This window comes from Limnohabitans sp. TEGF002, assembly GCF_055395845.1.
Genome location: NZ_AP029224.1, coordinates 283751 through 300043, shown reverse-complemented (window position 1 = coordinate 300043; position 16293 = coordinate 283751). Strand labels below are relative to the sequence as shown.

Sequence of the window (16293 nt, the reverse complement as noted above, 5' to 3'; positions counted from 1 at the left end):
AACAACACCGACACCTTTGAATCGACCCCATGACCTCTTTGTTTGAACCCTGCCAGGTTGGCAGCATCGCTTTGGCCTCACGCATCGTGATGGCCCCGCTCACGCGCAACCGCGCACCCGGTTCGCTAGCCAACGCCCGCATGGCCACCTATTACCGCCAACGCGCCAACCCGGCCACGGGGGCAGGCCTGATCGTCACCGAGGCCACGGCCATCAGCCACCAAGGCCAGGGGTACGCCGATGTGCCCGGCATCTGGAGCGCCGAGCAAGTCGCTTCATGGAAACAAGTCACCGATGCGGTGCACGCCGAAGGCGGCAAGATCGTGATGCAACTATGGCATGTGGGCCGTGTCTCGCACACCAGCTTGCAGCCCGGTGGTGCGGCGCCCGTTGCACCGTCGGCGCTCACCGCCGAAACCAAAACTGTGTTGCTGGTCGACGGCCAAGCCAAGTTCGTGCCCGTGTCGGAGCCGCGTGCGCTCGATGCCGCCGAGCTGCCCGGCATCGTGCAGGACTACCGCAGCGCAGCAGCCAACGCCATCGCCGCAGGGTTTGATGGCGTAGAGGTGCACGCGGCCAATGGCTACCTGATCGACCAGTTTTTGCGCAGCAGCAGCAACCACCGCACCGACGCGTATGGCGGCTCGGTCGAGAACCGCGCCCGCTTTTTGCAAGAAGTCATGCACGCCATCGTGGCCGAAATTGGTGGCCCGCGCACGGGCATCCGCCTGTCGCCCGTGACGCCTGCCAACGGGGTGAGCGACGACCAGCCTCAGCCACTGTTTGAGCATGTGGTGCGCTTGCTGGCCCCCATGGATTTGGCCTTCTTGCATGTCATCGAAGGCTCAACTGGCGCGGCACGCGACCACCAGCAAGGCGAGAAACCGTTTGATTACGCCGCTTTGCGTCAGGCCTACACACAAGCGGGTGGGCGCGGCGCATGGATGTTGAACAACGGCTACGACCTGAGCTTGGCCGATCAGTCCCTGGCCAGCGGTGCAGACCTGATTGCCTTTGGCCGCCCCTTCATCGCCAACCCCGACTTGGGCGCACGCCTGAAGCAAGGTGGCCCCTTCAACACGCCCGACCGCGCCACTTTTTACGGTGGTGGCGATGTGGGGTATACCGACTACCCCTTCTTGCCCACGGCTTGACGCCGACCAGCGCTCAGGGTTTCCAACGCTTGAGCAGCAGGGCATTGGCCATGACACTGACCGAGCTGAGCGCCATGGCCGCGCCCGCCATCATGGGGTTGAGGTAACCCAAAGCGGCCAAGGGAATGCCCGCCACGTTGTAGGCAAAGGCCCAAAACAGGTTCTGCCGGATCTTGGCCACCGTGCGGGCCGAGATGTCGAGCGCTGCGCCCACCAAAGCCACATCGCCGCGCATCAGGGTGATGCCCGCCGCGTGCATGGCCACGTCGGTGCCATTGCCCATGGCCATGCCCACATCGGCAGCAGCCAGCGCGGGCGCGTCGTTCACCCCATCGCCCACCATGGCGACCACTTGGCCACCCGCGCGCAGTTTTTGCACCTGCGCCGATTTGTCGCCGGGTAACACATTGGCCAGTACTTCTCCCGCTTCGGGGCGCAAGCCCAAGCGGCGCGCCATGGCTTCGGCGGCGGCTTGGTTGTCGCCCGAAATCATCACCAGCTTCAGGCCGCGATCACGCAGCGCAGACAAAGCTTGCGCAGCGCCCACTTTAGGCTCGTCGCCAAAACCCATGAGCAGCAGGGCCTGCAAACCCTCATCGGTGCGCTCGGCCAAAGCCGACAGACTCGCGCCTTGCGCCTGCAAGGCATCGATGTCTGGCTGCCACATGCCGATGTCCAGACCCTCTTCTTGCAGCCAGCGCAAACTGCCCAGCAACAAGCGCCGGCCGTCCACCTGGGCCCGCACCCCTTTGCCGGGCACCGCCTGCAGGTCTTGGGCCGCGGGGCCTGCCAGGCCCTGCCGTTCAGCCGCGCTGACCACAGCACGCGCCAAGGGATGTTCACTGCCGCTTTGCACGCGTGCAGCCAAACCCAACGCCGTTGGCGCGTCGAGTCCGGGCGCGGGCACATGGGCCAACAAGCGCGGCTGCCCCACGGTGAGCGTGCCGGTTTTGTCAAAGGCCACGGTTTGCACGCGGTGGGCCAACTCCAGTGCCTGCACGTCTTTGATCAAGATGCCGTGTTTGGCCGCCACACCCGTGCCCGCCATGATGGCGACAGGCGTGGCCAAGCCCAAGGCGCAAGGGCAAGCGATGACCAGCACAGCCACGGCGTGGATGAGTGCTGTTTCAAAGTCGGCACCTGTCACCATCCACGCACCCAAAATGAGCAAGGCGATCACCAGCACCACGGGCACAAACACTTCGGCCACTTTGTCCACCAGCCGCTGAATGGGTGCTTTGGCCGCTTGTGCATCTTCGACCAAGCGGATGATGTGCGAGAGCACGGTTTCGTGGCCCACCGCCGTCACGCGCATGAGCACACGCCCTTCGCCATTGATCGACCCGCCGGTCAGTGCCGCACCCGGTGCCTTGGCCACGGGCAGGGGTTCTCCGGTCAGCATGGATTCGTCCACCTGGGTTTGCCCTTCGACCAATTCGCCGTCCAGTGGAAAACGTTCGCCGGGGCGCACCACAATCTGGTCGCCCACCAGGATTTCGTCCACAGGTACATCGACTTCGCCGTCGTCGCCCAACCAGTGCGCCTTATCGGGGCGCAAGGCATGCAAAGCGCGGATCGCCTCGGTGGTTTGGCGCTTGGCGCGCGTCTCCAGCCATTTGCCCAGCATCACCAAGGTGATGACGACGGCCGAGCCCTCAAAGTACAGGTGCGGCGTGTGCCCCTCGTGCGCCGTGAGCCACAACCAAACCGACAAGGCCCAACCTGCGGTGGTGCCCAGGGACACCAGCAAATCCATATTGCCCGCGAGCGCCTTCAGGGCGTGCCAACCGGCTTTGTAAAAACGTGCGCCCAACACAAACTGCACAGGCGTGGCCAGTGCAAATTGCACCCACGCGGGCAGCATCCAATGCTGGCCCCACAAGTCGGCCAGCATGGGCAAAACCAAAGGCGTGGTCAACAACAGGCCCACACCCACCGGCATGAACCCTGCCCAGGGTGATTCACGGCCTGCATCGGCTTGTGCTTCGGGTGTGCGGGGTTCATAGCCTGCATCGCGCACAGCGCGGCGCAGGCGTGCATCGGTCACGTCATTTGACGCGACTTCGATGCGGGCCGATTCGGTGGCCAGGTTGACCGTGGCGCTGAGCACACCGGGCATTTTTTTCAGCGCTTTTTCAACCCGCGCCACGCACGAAGCGCACGTCATGCCGCCGATACCGATGTCGTAGGTGATGGGAAGTTCGTTATTGATCTGTGTCATGGCATGAAGTCCTTGATGGTCTATGCTCAGACCAGACCCAAACGGGTCGTGTTCAGTTGATTGAAGAGGATGCATCATGAACCAAATTTTCACCGTTGAGGGCATGACGTGTGGCCACTGCGAAAAAGCAGTCACCAAGGCTTTATTGTCTTTGGATGCACAGGCCAAAGTTGTGATCGACCGCACACACAACAGCGTGCAAGTGGATTCTGAAAAACCCCGCGAAGCTTTGGCACAAGCCATTGCCGATGAAGGTTACCGCGTCACCTTTTGAATTTTTCAACCCAGGAGTTTCACATGACCCAAAACATTGGCAACATCGAACGCATCATCCGCATTGTGGGTGGCCTCGTCTTGATCGCATTGGCGGCCACAAGCACTGTGGGCGTTTGGGGCTGGCTGGGCCTGGTGCCTTTGGCCACCGGTTTGGTGGGTTGGTGCCCGCCTTACAGCTTGCTGGGCATCAACACCTGCAAGAATAAAAATACCTGATCTTTACAAATCAGCAGCATCCGGGCACAGCCCAGATACATGGGCGGATCACACTGCAGGCATCCCATCAACCTAAGGATGTTTTCATGAAATCGATTCGCACCACTTTGATCGCCACGGCCTTGATGGCCGGTCTGACCGGTCTGGCTTTGGCCCAAAACACCACAGCCCCCACCGACTCCACCCGTGTTGGCCGCATGGAGAAAATGCGCGAGCACAAAGCTGAACGTCACACCCAACATTTGACCGAACTCAAGTCCAAACTGAACTTGCAAGCCACTCAAGAACCTGCGTGGAACAGTTTCACCCAATCGATGCAACACCCTGCCCGCACGGCGCAGCCCGAGCGTGCAAGCTTCGAAAAAATGACCACACCCGAGCGCTTGGACCAAATGCAGGCCATGAAAGCCCAACGCGATGCGCACCTACAACAACGTACCAATGCTACGAAAGCTTTTTATGCCACGCTGAATGCAGACCAAAAACAAGTGTTTGACCAGGAAACAACACGCATGATGAAACACTCAGGCATGCACGCCATGAAACATTCAGGCGGTCACGGGCATCATTGAGCTTCTGTAGGTCACACCCAACCGGGTTTTCACCGGTTTGATTGAATCCAAAAGGCTGCTGGTCAGCCTTTTGCCATTTGATGCAGGTCAAATTCACAAATTTCCCTGCAGGTAAGCTCGATGGCATGACCCAAGCTTCCCCTCCTTCCCACCCATCCCCCAATCCGCTTCCCGATCCTGCACCAACAAAACGTGGGCGTTTGAATTTGCCTGGCGTTTTGCGCATCGATGGCAAGCAACCTTTGTTTTGGCTTTATTTGGGATTGAAAGACATCTGTCATTCACCTTGGCTTAGCTTGGCGCATGGCCTGGTCATGGCCCTGGTTGGCGGCTTGATCACTTGGCTGGCACACGATCGGTTCTGGTTGCTGGCCAGTGCGGTGTCGGGCTTTTTGGTCGTGGCACCCGTTTTGGCCTCCAGCTTGTACGCCATGAGCCGCGCCATCGAAAGAAATGAGGCCGTGAACTTGCGGCTTTTGTTCAAAACCTGGACGCAATGGCAAACACTGCAGAACAACGAACCCGTGAGTTACTGGTGCCTGGTGCGTTTTGGTTTGTTATTGGGCTTGGCAGGCACAGGCTGGGTGATGACCTCATCGGCCTTGATCACTTTGTTGGCCCCGGTGCCGATCCACACCCCCATGGATTTCATTCGCCATGTGGTGCTCAGCCCAGACCATTACCTGTTTGAGCTGTGGCTGATGTTAGGCGGCCTGATGGCTGCGCCGGTTTTTGCTTCCAGCGTGGTGGCCATGCCTTTGCTTTTAGACCGCCAACTCAACACCCTGCAGGCGGTGTTGACCAGCTGGAAGGTGGTTCTGACCCACCCCATGCCCATGGTCTTGTGGGCGTTTTTGATCATGGGCCTGAGCATGATGGGCATTTTGAGCTTGTTCATCGGCCTGATCGTGATCGTGCCCATGCTGGGTCATGCGTCTTGGCATGCTTACCGCGATCTGGTGGACACCCGTGATGTGCCTGAGCGCATGCCCCCTCAGGAGTCTGTGTGATGTGGAATTTCACAGAAGAACAGTTTGCCTGGTTTGGCCTGACCATTGGTGTGGCCGCTTTCATGCTCTACATGCTGTTCATCGTCTTGCAGCTGGCTTGGGAGTCGAAGGCCGGTAAATTTGGCACCTTCGTGATCTTTTTAGGTCTGGCTTTTGGCATGCTGGGTTTCGTCGCCAAAGGGATCATTCAATGGTTGATCGATCGATAAAACCGACCGGGATAAACCTGTGGATAAAAAACACGAAACCGCATGGTTATCAACAGCTTGGTCTATCTTGGTCAAGTTGTTCATTTTGTCGTGACAGCAAAAAATCACACTCACACACACCCTTGAAACCACGATAAGTCTTTGTCAATGCTCAAGAAAAGACACTTGTACACAGAACAAGCTTATCCTTACTACTACGACTATTTAAAGATATAAAACTATAGAGAGATAACAAGAAAGAGGTGCGCTGTTAAGATTTGCATCTTTCCATCCCAGACTGCACCATGGCGATCGTTTCAGAAGACCCTTCTCAACCCTGTTACGACATCAAAAGCGCCGATTTGTCTTTGTTGGCTTTGTTACTCAAGACCACAGACATTGAAGCTGTCTCTGCTGCATTGAAGCAACAGATGGCTGAAACCCCTGGCTTTTTTGACCAAGACCCTGTGGTGGTGGATGTGAGCGCATTGGGTCTTGAATCCGATCAGACGCTCGATTTGCAAGCGCTGTTGGCTGTTTTGCGCGAACACCAATTCGTGCCTTTGGCCATCAAAGGGGCCCAGGAGACGCTCTTGGTGAAAGCCAAGGGTCTGGGCCTGGTCGATGCTTCAGATGCCCGTATTCGGCGTTCTGTGCAGGTTGAAGAGCCATCATCAGCATCAACAACACCTCGCGAACCTGCGTTACCCGTCTCAACGCCACCTATGGCTGCGCCTTTGGGTGCCATGGTCATTGACAAGCCGTTGCGTTCAGGCCAACAGGTGTATGCCAAAGGCCGAGATTTGATTGTTCTGGCCATGGTCAATGCGGGTGCCGAGGTGATTGCCGATGGGCATATCCATGTTTATGGCGCTTTGCGAGGGAAAGCCATTGCAGGTGCCCGTGGCAACACGCAAGCCCAAATTTTTGCCCAGGTGATGGAGCCCGAATTGATTTCCATCGCGGGTGTCTACCGCACCAGCGAAAATGCCTTGCCCAAAGATGTTTTGGGTCAAGTGGCTCAGGTGTGTTTGCAATCTGGCCCCGATGGGGACAAATTACTGATTACCCCTTTCAAGTTTTAATTTTTTAATCGAGTCCAAGAAAGTTTTTCCATGGCAAAAATCGTTGTTGTGACCTCTGGCAAAGGCGGCGTGGGTAAAACCACGACCAGTGCCAGTTTCGCCACCGGCCTGGCCCTCAGGGGTTTCAAGACCGCCGTCATTGACTTTGATGTGGGTCTGCGTAATCTGGACTTGATCATGGGTTGTGAACGCCGTGTGGTGTATGACCTGATCAATGTGATCCAGGGCGAAGCCAACTTGAACCAAGCCCTGATCAAAGACAAGCAGTGTGACAACCTGTTTGTGCTGGCCGCTTCTCAAACCCGTGACAAAGATGCCCTGTCTCAAGAGGGTGTTGAAAAGGTTTTGAATGACCTGAGCGGTATGGGTTTTGAATACATCGTGTGCGATTCGCCTGCAGGCATTGAAACTGGTGCTTTGATGGCCATGCACTTTGCAGATGAAGCTTTGGTGGTGACCAACCCTGAAGTCTCTTCGGTGCGCGATTCGGACCGTATTTTGGGTATATTGGGCAGCAAGACCAAGCGTGCGATTGAAGGTTCAGAACCCATCAAAGAGCATTTGCTGATCACGCGTTACAACCCCAATCGGGTCGAAGAAGGGCAGATGCTGTCCTTGCAAGACATTCAGGACATCTTGCGCATCAAGCTGTTGGGTGTGATCCCTGAAAGCGAAAACGTCTTGCAGGCGTCCAACCAGGGCACACCAGCCATCCACATGGCCAACAGCGATGTGTCAGAGGCGTACAAAGACGTGATCGATCGTTTCTTGGGTGAGGACAAGCCCATGCGCTTCATCGATGCCGAGAAACCTGGTTTCTTCAAACGTTTGTTTGGAGGCAAGTGAGCCATGTCCTTTCTTTCCTTCCTGTTGGGTGAAAAGAAGAAAACCGCCAGCGTCGCCAAAGAGCGCTTGCAGATCATCTTGGCCCATGAACGCAGCGGTCGAAATGTCGCTGAGCCTGACTACTTGCCGGATTTGCAACGCGAATTGGTGGCGGTGATCAGCAAGTACATCAAGATCAATCCGGACGACATCAAGGTCAACCTAGAACGCCAAGACAATCTTGAAGTTTTGGAAGTCAAGATTGAATTGCCGGATGCACGTTGACGTTGGATAACTGTTGGTGCAGCGCTTAATTTTTTTCTAAATTTGAGCGCTCTTCAAGCAAGAAAGCCACCTTTGCAGGTGGCTTTCTTTTTGTCAATGTGCGTTCAATGAGGCCCATAAGGCCCGGGCTGCACGGATGTTGCGCTCTTTGACATGGCCAAAACCCTTGATGGTTTCTGGCACACGGGCCACCTCCAGTGCATGCGCATGGGTGCCTTCTGACAGGTTTTCCAACACGCGGTCAATGTGCTGCATGTATTCGCGGATCAAGGCGCGTTCGGTCAAGCGTTCTTCTGTTTTGCCAAACACATCCAGCGCCGTGCCACGCAAGCCTTTGAGTTTGGCCAATACTTTAAATCCGGTGAGCATGGCTGGACCAAACTTGCGTTTGACCAGCTCACCCTTCGCATTGCGCTTGGACCAAATGGGTGGGGCCAAGTGGTAGTTCACTGTGAAGTCACCTTCAAAGCTGTCGCTGATGCGTTCCAGAAAACCGGTTTGGGTGTGCAGGCGGGCGACTTCGTACTCGTCTTTGTAGGCCATGAGCTTGTACAAATGCCGTGCCACGGTTTCGGCCAGAATGCTTTTGCCCAGTGGGGCCTCGGTGGCCCGCACGCGTTCCACAATGTTTTGGTAAACCTGTGCGTAAGCAGTGTTTTGGTAGTCCGTCAAACGCGCCATGCGGTTGGCTACGATGTTTTCTAGGCTGTCGCGTTTTTTGAATTGGATGACCTGTGCCGGACGGATGTGTTGCATCAGTGCATCAAGGTGCTGCGCGGCATGCCGCCCCCACTCAAAAGCGGCCAGATTGTTTTTGACCTGCACATCGTTGAGTTCGATGGCCCGCACCAAAGATTCATGGCGCAAAGGCACCCAGCCTTTTTGCCAGGCGTAACCCAGGATCATGGGGTTGACGTAAATCGTGTCGCCCATGAGTTGCTTGGCCAGTGCATCGGCATCAAAAGCGCCAACGCCCTCTACGCCTACTTGTGCGGTGATTTCAGCCACGCATTGTTCGGCCGGGTTTTGCCAGTTGCCGTTTTTCACAAAGGCGGCTGTGGGTGTGCTGTTGCTGTTCAGCGCGACATGGGTGCGGCCAGGGCGCATGCGCAAAGTGGTTTCTTTGGATGCACTGACGATGGGGTCGCAGCCCATGATGAGGTCGGCAGCAGCCATGCTCACGCGGGTGGTGCGAATTTCGTCTTGGCTGTTGGCCACCAAAATGTGGCTCCAGGTGGCGCCACCTTTTTGGGCCAGGCCTGCCGAGTCTTGCGTGACGATGCCTTTGCCCTCCATGTGCGCGGCCATGCCCAGCAGCTGGCCAATGGTGATGACGCCGGTGCCACCCACGCCTGCGACCACAGTGCCCCAAGGCTCGGTGATGGTGGGCAACACAGGTTCGGGCAAAGCGCCCAAGTTGGCGGGGTTGACCGTGGTGCTGGTGGATGACGATTTCTTTTTGAACGTACCACCTTCCACCGTGACAAAGCTGGGGCAAAAGCCTTTCAGGCAGCTGGTGTCTTTGTTGCAGGTGCTTTGGTTGATGGTGCGTTTGCGGCCGAGTTCGGTCTCCAGTGGCTCGACCGACAAACAGTTCGATTGCACACCACAGTCGCCACAACCTTCACACACTTCTTCGTTGATCATCACGCGCACCGCCGGATCTACCATGGTGCCGCGCTTGCGGCGGCGGCGTTTTTCGGTGGCGCAGGTTTGGTCGTAAATGATGACCGTGGTGCCTTTGATTTCTCGCATTTCGCGTTGGATGCGGTCGAGTTCGTCACGGTGGAATACGCGAACGCCTTCGGCCAAAGCCACACCTTCGTATTTCTCAGGTTCGTCGGTCACGACCACGATGCGCTGCGCGCCTTCGGCCTTCATGCTCATGGCGATTTGCACCACGCTGTGACCTTCGGGCCGTTCGCCAATCTGCTGGCCCCCCGTCATGGCCACGGCATCGTTGTACAAAATCTTGTAGGTGATGTTCACGCCCGAGGCCAAGCTCTGGCGCACCGCCAAAATGCCGCTGTGGAAGTAAGTCCCATCGCCGATGTTGGCAAAGATGTGCTGGTCGGTGCAGAAGGGTTGTTGTCCTGTCCATGGCACACCTTCACCGCCCATCTGGGTGAAGCCCGTGGTGCTGCGGTCCATCCAGAGGCTCATGAAGTGGCAGCCAATGCCCGCCATGGCGCGTGAGCCTTCGGGCACCTTGGTGGAGGTGTTGTGTGGGCAGCCGGAGCAGAACCACGGCGTGCGCTCAGCCGCTGCCCCCAAGGTCAGGGTTTGCAAGGATTTTTCTTTGGCGTCCAGCACGGCCAGGTGGGCGTCGATGCGGGCGGTGGTGTCGGCATCAACGCCGAGCTTTTTCAGCCGCTTGGCAATGGCGCGTGCAATCAAGGCGGGAGTCAGGTCTGCGTTGGCCCGCAGCAAGGTGTGCTGGGTCGGGTTGGCCGTCGACCATTCGCCGCCCGAGGTGTCGCCATCGGCCTCGTCGAATTTGCCCACGATGGTGGGACGCACATCGTCGCGCCAGTTGTACAGCTCTTCTTTGAGTTGGTATTCGATGACTTGGCGTTTTTCTTCAACCACCAAAATCTCGCGCAAGCCGGTGGCAAATTCGCGGGTGGTGTGCGATTCGAGGGGCCAAACCACGCCGACTTTATGCACCCGGATACCCAAGCGTTGGCAGGTGGCGTCGTCCAGACCCAGATCGAGCAGGGCCTGGCGCGTGTCGTTGTAGGCCTTGCCGCTGGCGATCAAGCCAAAGCGATCGTTGGGGCCTTGGATGACGTTGTGGTTGAGCTTGTTGGCGCGGATGTAAGCCAGGGCGGCGTACCACTTGTAATCAAACAAACGTGCTTCTTGTTCCAGCGCGGTGTCGGGCCAGCGGATGTGCACGCCGCCAGGCGGCATGACGAATTCGGGCAAGACAATTTGCACGCGCTCGGGGTCGATGTGGGCGGTGGCACTCGATTCGACGATCTCCTGAATGGTTTTCATGCCTGACCAGATGCCGGCAAAGCGGCTGAGCGCTATGGCATGCAGGCCTTGGTCCAAGACGTCTTGCACGCTGGCCGGGAAAAACACCGGCAGGCCGCAGGCCTTGAAGATGTGGTCGCTCTGGTGTGCGGCGGTGGAGCTTTTGGCCACATGGTCATCGCCCGCCACGGCCAACACGCCGCCCCAAGGCGTGGTGCCTGCCATGTTGGCGTGCTTGAACACGTCAGAGCAGCGGTCCACGCCGGGGCCTTTGCCGTACCAGATGCCGAACACCCCATCGAACTTGTTGGTCCCTGGGGGCGCGAAACCCAGTTGTTGTGTGCCCCACAAGGCGGTGGCGGCCAGCTCTTCGTTCACGCCGGGTTGGAAGACGATGTGCTGCGCCTTCAGGTGGTCTTTGGCTTTCCACAGAGACTGGTCGTAGCTGCCCAGTGGCGAGCCCCGGTAACCGCTGATGAAGCCCGCCGTATTTTTGCCTTGCAGCGCGTCCCGTTGGCGCTGCAGCATGGGCAGTTTGACCAAGGCTTGCACGCCGCTCATGAAGGCACGGCCCACATCAAGGCTGTATTTGTCATCCAGTGTGACGGTCTCAAGAGCCTGGCGAATTGAATCGGGCAAGGGGGCGTTCATGGTCTGTCCTGCGACTGAAATAGAAAACACAGTGTAGAGCGGGCCTGCCGACAAGTGCTTGCTTTCGGCGACAGGATTTGCCCTATGATTTGAAAGAATCTTGCTCAAAGAGGCGTATTTTGGAAACACTGGACAAATTTGACTGGGCCATATTGAATGAACTGCAAACCAATGGCCGCCTGACCAATGCCGAACTGGCGCAGCGCGTGGGTTTGTCGGCCGCGCCTTGTTGGCGGCGGGTGCGGGCGCTGGAGGAGTCGGGCGTTATCCAAGGCTACCGCGCCGAAATTAACCGGCAGAAAGTGGGATTGGACGTGTTGGCCTTTGTACGGCTGGACGCCGAGCGCAACCGCGGCGACATCACGCGCCAATTGGAAGAAGCGATCCTCAAAATCCCCGAAGTGGTGTCCTGCCATTACATCAGCGGCACCGGCACTTTTGAGTTGCAGGTGGTCAGCAAAGACCTGAACAGCTTCAGCCAGTTCGCTCGTGACGTGTTGATCAACTTGCCCAATGTGAAGGATCTGCACACCAGTTTTTCACTGGGTGAGGTCAAGGCCGCTGGGGCCTTACCGCTCAATCCCTGAGCCTCAGAGGCTTCACCCCGGTCAAGCCGATCAGCCGAGGTGTTGCCAGGTTCAGGGACACTGCAGCCCTTGGCGCCCTGCCTGTAAAATCAGCAGCTTCAGCCGACCCCGTGGCAGGGTGGCTCCATGGCGCTGGCGGCGTTCATTTATGGGCCTCGATGCGAGGCAGACCAACATGCTTTACCCTCAAGAATTCGACGTGATCGTGGTCGGTGGCGGCCATGCCGGAACCGAAGCGGCGCTGGCCGCGGCCCGCATGGGCTGCAAAACGCTTTTGCTCAGCCACAACATCGAGACGCTGGGGCAGATGAGTTGCAACCCCAGCATTGGCGGCATTGGCAAGGGCCATTTGGTCAAAGAGGTGGATGCCTTGGGGGGTGCCATGGCGCTGGCCACCGACGAAGGCGGCATCCAGTTCCGCATTCTCAACAGCTCCAAAGGCCCAGCCGTGCGCGCCACACGCGCCCAAGCTGACCGCATTTTGTACAAAGCCACCATTCGCCGCATGTTGGAGAACCAGCCCAATTTGTGGCTGTTCCAGCAAGCTGTGGACGACCTGATGGTGGAGGGTGACCGCGTGGTGGGGGCTGTCACGCAGGTGGGTATTCGTTTTCGTTCGCGCACCGTGGTGCTGACGGCGGGCACGTTTTTGGACGGCAAGATCCATGTGGGCTTGCAGAATTACGCGGCGGGCCGTGCGGGCGATCCGCCTGCGGTGAGTTTGTCGGCGCGTTTGAAAGAATTGAAGCTGCCGCAAGGCCGTTTGAAAACCGGCACGCCCCCGCGCTTGGATGGCCGCACCATCGATTTTTCCAAGTGTTCCGAGCAACCCGGCGATGGTGTGACCGGCGGCATGAATCCTGAGGGCGGGGTGCCGGTGTTCAGTTTCATGGGCAAGGCCGAGATGCACCCACAGCAAGTGCCGTGCTGGATCACCCACACCAATGAGCGCACGCATGAGATCATTCGCTCCGGCTTTGACCGCAGCCCCATGTTCACTGGCAAGATCGAGGGCGTGGGTCCGCGTTATTGCCCGAGTGTGGAAGACAAGATCAACCGCTTTGCCGACAAAGACAGCCACCAGATTTTTTTGGAGCCCGAAGGCCTGACGACGCACGAGTATTACCCCAACGGCATCTCCACCAGCTTGCCGTTCGATATCCAGTACGACCTGGTGCGCTCGATGAAGGGGCTGGAGAATTGCCACATTCTGCGCCCTGGCTACGCCATCGAGTACGACTACTTTGACCCCCGGGCGTTGAAGAACAGCTTTGAGACGAGGCAGATCAACGGTTTGTTTTTTGCGGGCCAGATCAATGGCACCACCGGTTACGAAGAGGCCGCTGCCCAGGGCTTGTTCGCGGGTATCAACGCCGCATTGCAATGCCGGGGCGAAGCCGCCTGGCTGCCTGCGCGTGACCAAGCTTACTTGGGCGTGCTGGTGGATGACTTGGTGACCCAGGGCGTGACGGAGCCTTACCGCATGTTCACCAGCCGTGCCGAATTCCGCTTGCAGCTGCGCGAAGACAATGCCGACGCCCGACTGACCGAAGTGGGCCGCCAGATGGGCTTGGTCGACGATGCCCGCTGGGATGCCTTCAGCCGCAAGCGCGATGCTGTTTCACGTGAAACAGAACGCCTGAAGTCGGTTTGGGTGAACCCACGCAACCTGCCCGCCGAAGAGTCCCTGCGGGTTTTGGGCAAAGCCATTGAGCATGAGCACAATCTGTTCGATCTGCTGCGAAGACCCAATGTGAGTTACCCAGCGCTGATGACGCTCGACGGAGGCCGCATGGCCAGTGCCGATGTTTCACGTGAAACGCTGGGCGACCTGAGCGCCCCGGTGATCGAGCAGGTTGAGATTGCGGCCAAGTATTCTGGCTACATCGACCGCCAAAAAGGGGAGGTAGAGCGCGCTGCTTTTTATGAACACCTGCGCTTGCCCGAAAGCCTGGACTACATGCAGGTCTCGGCCTTGTCGATTGAGGCGCGACAGAAGCTGGCCAAACACCGACCTGAAACTTTGGGCCAAGCCTCGCGCATTTCGGGCATCACGCCCGCCAGCGTGTCGCTGCTGTTGATCCACCTGAAAAAGGGTGGGTTCAAGGGCTTCATGCAAACCGCCGATGATCGGGCCGAGATGGGCGTGCAGGCATGAGTGTGAATTTGGAAGAGGGTTTGCGCGCGGGTGCCCAAGCCCTTGGTTTGAGCTTGTCGGATGAGCAAGTTCAGCGCCTGCTGGGCTACATGGGACTGATCCAGAAATGGAACAAGGTTTACAACCTGACCGCTGTGCGCGATCCGGCGGACATGCTGACGCACCACCTGCTGGACAGCTTGACGGCCATTGCGCCCTTGTCGCGCCACACCCTGGGTCGGCCTATCCGTTTGCTGGATGTGGGTTCGGGCGGTGGCTTGCCCGGGGTGGTTCTGGCCATCTGCATGCCCGAATTGAACGTGAGTTGTGTGGACACGGTCGCCAAAAAAGCCGCCTTTGTGCAACAAGTCGCCGTGAGCCTGAAGCTGCCCAACTTGCGCGGCCTCCACGCGCGGGTCGAGTCCCTGACCGATCCATATCAGGTCATTAGCTCCCGCGCCTTTGCATCCCTGCCTGATTTTGTGGCCTGGTCCCGTTCGGCATTGGCCGAAGGCGGTGTTTGGATGGCCATGAAAGGCAAACACCCGCAAGAGGAAATCGACGCTTTACCTGAGGATGTGAAAGTGTTTCACGTGGAACCATTGACGGTGCCGGGTCTGGATGTGGAGCGCTGCATGGTTTGGATGAAGCCAGAAGCTCCGGCGCAGAGCTGACCCTTTCTTGCTGCTGGCAGGTTGGGTGATGGGTGTTTCACGTGAAACAAGATACCTTGTTGGGTCTGGTGCGCCAGGGCATCACTTACACTCAGCCCATTCGCATTTAAAGAAAACCCATGTTTGGCATCTCGGATTACGCGGCGTTTGCCACTGCTTTTGTGCTCTTGCTGTTCTTGCCGGGCCCCGGCAACCTGGCCTTGATCAGCTCTGCCAGCAAGGGTGGTTTGTCGGGTGGACTGGCTTCGGTCTTGGGTTTGTTGGTGGGCGATCAGATGTTGTTGTGGCTCACGGTGGCTGGCGTGGCGGCCGTGCTCCAGACTTTGCCGATGCTTTTCATGGCTTTGCAGTGGCTGGGTGCGGCCTATTTGATTTGGCTGGGTTTCAAAATGATCACGGCCAAAACGGGGGAAGGCCCCAGCATTCAGATTACCCCTGGGCATTACTTCCGTGAAACCATGCTCATCACCTTGCTCAACCCCAAGGCCATCATGTTTTACTTGGCCTTTTTCCCGCAGTTCATTGACCCCGTTCACCACCAAGGTTGGGTCACTTTTGCGGTGATGGCTTTGACGATCGCTGCGTTGGGTTTTGCTTATTGTTTCGGCGTGGTTCTGGTGACCCATTTCATGGCCGAGCGCATCCGCGCCAACCCCACGGTGTCCGGTTTGTTGCAAAAAGCGGCAGGCCTTTGCCTGATCGGTTTTGGCCTCAAGATGGTGTTGACCAAGTAATGGGCCGCCTTTGGCCCGCATGTTTTTGAAAGCCTTGTATGTTCTTTGGCATCTCTGATTACAGTGCGTTTGTTGCCGCCATCGTGTTGTTTTTGGCCATTCCGGGGCCTGGTAATTTGGCGCTCATCACCTCCACCAGCAAGGGTGGCGTGACGGGTGGTTTGATGGCCACTTTGGGCGTGATTGCCGGAGACCAAGTGCTCATGTGGTTGGCGGTAGCGGGTGTGGCGGCGGTGTTGTCCACTTACCCCTCGGCTTTTGTCGCCATCCAATGGCTGGGTGCTGCCTACTTGGCATGGTTGGGTTGGAAAATGTTGTCTGCTAAGCCCGGCGACGCGCCGGTGTTGAACATCCGGCCCCGGCAGTATTTTCAGCAAGCTTTGGCCATCACCTTGCTCAACCCCAAGGCGATTGTTTTTTACATGGCGTTCTTTCCCTTGTTTGTGGACCCACAAACCCATCTGGGATTGATCAGTTTTGGCGTGATGGCCGCGACCATCGCAGTGCTGACTTTTTTATACGGCCTGGGTATGGCTTTGCTGACGCACCACTTGGCCGAACGCATGCGTGCCAACCCCGTGGTGGGCCGTGTGCTGGAGAAGGTGGCAGGCCTATTTTTGGTGGGTTTTGGCATCAAACTGGCCTTGTCTAAATAGAAGTGAACGCAGCCACCCCTGACTGTTCTACGAATTGATTAAC

General features: G+C 57.8%; 16 protein-coding genes. 14 read left to right on the top strand and 2 right to left on the bottom strand.

Annotated features, from left to right (window positions below; all coding sequences use genetic code 11):
* Positions 1-29: 29 nt before the first annotated feature.
* Positions 30-1154, top strand: a complete 1125-nt coding sequence (locus tag ACZ5SR_RS01535; RefSeq protein WP_464449838.1) for an alkene reductase — start codon at positions 30-32, stop codon at positions 1152-1154.
* 13 nt (positions 1155-1167) lie between these two features.
* Here ACZ5SR_RS01535 and ACZ5SR_RS01530 read toward each other — a convergent pair whose 3' ends face one another.
* A complete protein-coding gene (locus tag ACZ5SR_RS01530; RefSeq protein ID WP_464449837.1) occupies positions 1168-3375 on the bottom strand; it encodes a heavy metal translocating P-type ATPase in 2208 nt (735 codons plus the stop codon).
* A gap of 76 nt (positions 3376-3451) precedes the next feature.
* On the opposite strand from ACZ5SR_RS01530, the gene ACZ5SR_RS01525 reads away from it, so the two are divergent.
* The 8 genes from ACZ5SR_RS01525 (at position 3452) to minE (ending at position 7832) form a co-directional block, all read left to right on the top strand.
* Positions 3452-3649, top strand: coding sequence for a heavy-metal-associated domain-containing protein (locus tag ACZ5SR_RS01525; RefSeq protein WP_464449836.1), 198 nt, complete (start codon positions 3452-3454; stop codon positions 3647-3649).
* Positions 3650-3672: 23 nt separating this feature from the next.
* Positions 3673-3867, top strand: a complete 195-nt coding sequence (locus ACZ5SR_RS01520; RefSeq protein ID WP_464449835.1) for a YgaP family membrane protein — start codon at positions 3673-3675, stop codon at positions 3865-3867.
* Positions 3868-3953: 86 nt separating this feature from the next.
* Positions 3954-4439 (top strand): Spy/CpxP family protein refolding chaperone, encoded by a 486-nt coding sequence (locus ACZ5SR_RS01515; protein WP_464449834.1) that lies wholly within the window; start codon positions 3954-3956, stop codon positions 4437-4439.
* 125 nt (positions 4440-4564) lie between these two features.
* Complete coding sequence (locus tag ACZ5SR_RS01510) at positions 4565-5449, top strand: DUF2189 domain-containing protein (RefSeq protein ID WP_464449833.1); 885 nt, start codon at positions 4565-4567, stop codon at positions 5447-5449.
* Positions 5449-5658 (top strand): DUF2788 domain-containing protein, encoded by a 210-nt coding sequence (locus tag ACZ5SR_RS01505; protein ID WP_464449832.1) that lies wholly within the window; start codon positions 5449-5451, stop codon positions 5656-5658. Before ACZ5SR_RS01510 ends, ACZ5SR_RS01505 begins: the two co-directional genes overlap by 1 nt.
* Before the next feature lie 284 nt (positions 5659-5942).
* Positions 5943-6722, top strand: coding sequence for a septum site-determining protein MinC (gene minC, locus ACZ5SR_RS01500; RefSeq protein ID WP_464449831.1), 780 nt, complete (start codon positions 5943-5945; stop codon positions 6720-6722).
* A gap of 30 nt (positions 6723-6752) precedes the next feature.
* Positions 6753-7568, top strand: a complete 816-nt coding sequence (gene minD / locus ACZ5SR_RS01495; protein ID WP_464449830.1) for a septum site-determining protein MinD — start codon at positions 6753-6755, stop codon at positions 7566-7568.
* A 3-nt stretch (positions 7569-7571) separates the two neighbouring features.
* Positions 7572-7832: a cell division topological specificity factor MinE gene (gene minE / locus ACZ5SR_RS01490; protein ID WP_464449829.1), complete on the top strand. Its 261-nt coding sequence runs from the start codon at positions 7572-7574 to the stop codon at positions 7830-7832.
* Positions 7833-7925: 93 nt separating this feature from the next.
* Here the strand turns inward: minE and ACZ5SR_RS01485 are convergent, their stop codons facing one another.
* A complete protein-coding gene (locus tag ACZ5SR_RS01485; RefSeq protein ID WP_464449828.1) occupies positions 7926-11462 on the bottom strand; it encodes an indolepyruvate ferredoxin oxidoreductase family protein in 3537 nt (1178 codons plus the stop codon).
* Between the two features lie 119 nt (positions 11463-11581).
* Between ACZ5SR_RS01485 and ACZ5SR_RS01480 the strand changes: the two genes are divergently transcribed.
* From ACZ5SR_RS01480 to ACZ5SR_RS01460, 5 genes are all read left to right on the top strand, one after another.
* Entirely contained in the window at positions 11582-12049 is a 468-nt protein-coding gene (locus ACZ5SR_RS01480; RefSeq protein WP_464449827.1) for an Lrp/AsnC family transcriptional regulator, read from the top strand.
* Positions 12050-12224: 175 nt separating this feature from the next.
* Positions 12225-14207, top strand: coding sequence for a tRNA uridine-5-carboxymethylaminomethyl(34) synthesis enzyme MnmG (gene mnmG, locus ACZ5SR_RS01475; RefSeq protein ID WP_464449826.1), 1983 nt, complete (start codon positions 12225-12227; stop codon positions 14205-14207).
* Positions 14204-14860, top strand: a complete 657-nt coding sequence (gene rsmG, locus ACZ5SR_RS01470; RefSeq protein WP_464449825.1) for a 16S rRNA (guanine(527)-N(7))-methyltransferase RsmG — start codon at positions 14204-14206, stop codon at positions 14858-14860. Before mnmG ends, rsmG begins: the two co-directional genes overlap by 4 nt.
* Positions 14861-14979: 119 nt before the next feature.
* Entirely contained in the window at positions 14980-15594 is a 615-nt protein-coding gene (locus ACZ5SR_RS01465; protein WP_464449824.1) for a LysE family transporter, read from the top strand.
* 38 nt (positions 15595-15632) lie between these two features.
* Entirely contained in the window at positions 15633-16250 is a 618-nt protein-coding gene (locus ACZ5SR_RS01460) for a LysE family translocator (RefSeq protein WP_464449823.1), read from the top strand.
* Positions 16251-16293 lie beyond the last annotated feature (43 nt).

What these genes read in the sequence shown, in the direction of transcription:
- ACZ5SR_RS01535 (WP_464449838.1), top strand. Translation starts at nt 30, where the DNA reads ATGACCTCTTTGTTTGAACCCTGCCAGGTTGGCAGCATCGCTTTGGCC.
- ACZ5SR_RS01530 (WP_464449837.1), bottom strand. Translation starts at nt 3,375, where the DNA reads ATGACACAGATCAATAACGAACTTCCCATCACCTACGACATCGGTATC.
- ACZ5SR_RS01525 (WP_464449836.1), top strand. Translation starts at nt 3,452, where the DNA reads ATGAACCAAATTTTCACCGTTGAGGGCATGACGTGTGGCCACTGCGAA.
- ACZ5SR_RS01520 (WP_464449835.1), top strand. Translation starts at nt 3,673, where the DNA reads ATGACCCAAAACATTGGCAACATCGAACGCATCATCCGCATTGTGGGT.
- ACZ5SR_RS01515 (WP_464449834.1), top strand. Translation starts at nt 3,954, where the DNA reads ATGAAATCGATTCGCACCACTTTGATCGCCACGGCCTTGATGGCCGGT.
- ACZ5SR_RS01510 (WP_464449833.1), top strand. Translation starts at nt 4,565, where the DNA reads ATGACCCAAGCTTCCCCTCCTTCCCACCCATCCCCCAATCCGCTTCCC.
- ACZ5SR_RS01505 (WP_464449832.1), top strand. Translation starts at nt 5,449, where the DNA reads ATGTGGAATTTCACAGAAGAACAGTTTGCCTGGTTTGGCCTGACCATT.
- minC (WP_464449831.1), top strand. Translation starts at nt 5,943, where the DNA reads ATGGCGATCGTTTCAGAAGACCCTTCTCAACCCTGTTACGACATCAAA.
- minD (WP_464449830.1), top strand. Translation starts at nt 6,753, where the DNA reads ATGGCAAAAATCGTTGTTGTGACCTCTGGCAAAGGCGGCGTGGGTAAA.
- minE (WP_464449829.1), top strand. Translation starts at nt 7,572, where the DNA reads ATGTCCTTTCTTTCCTTCCTGTTGGGTGAAAAGAAGAAAACCGCCAGC.
- ACZ5SR_RS01485 (WP_464449828.1), bottom strand. Translation starts at nt 11,462, where the DNA reads ATGAACGCCCCCTTGCCCGATTCAATTCGCCAGGCTCTTGAGACCGTC.
- mnmG (WP_464449826.1), top strand. Translation starts at nt 12,225, where the DNA reads ATGCTTTACCCTCAAGAATTCGACGTGATCGTGGTCGGTGGCGGCCAT.
- rsmG (WP_464449825.1), top strand. Translation starts at nt 14,204, where the DNA reads ATGAGTGTGAATTTGGAAGAGGGTTTGCGCGCGGGTGCCCAAGCCCTT.
- ACZ5SR_RS01465 (WP_464449824.1), top strand. Translation starts at nt 14,980, where the DNA reads ATGTTTGGCATCTCGGATTACGCGGCGTTTGCCACTGCTTTTGTGCTC.
- ACZ5SR_RS01460 (WP_464449823.1), top strand. Translation starts at nt 15,633, where the DNA reads ATGTTCTTTGGCATCTCTGATTACAGTGCGTTTGTTGCCGCCATCGTG.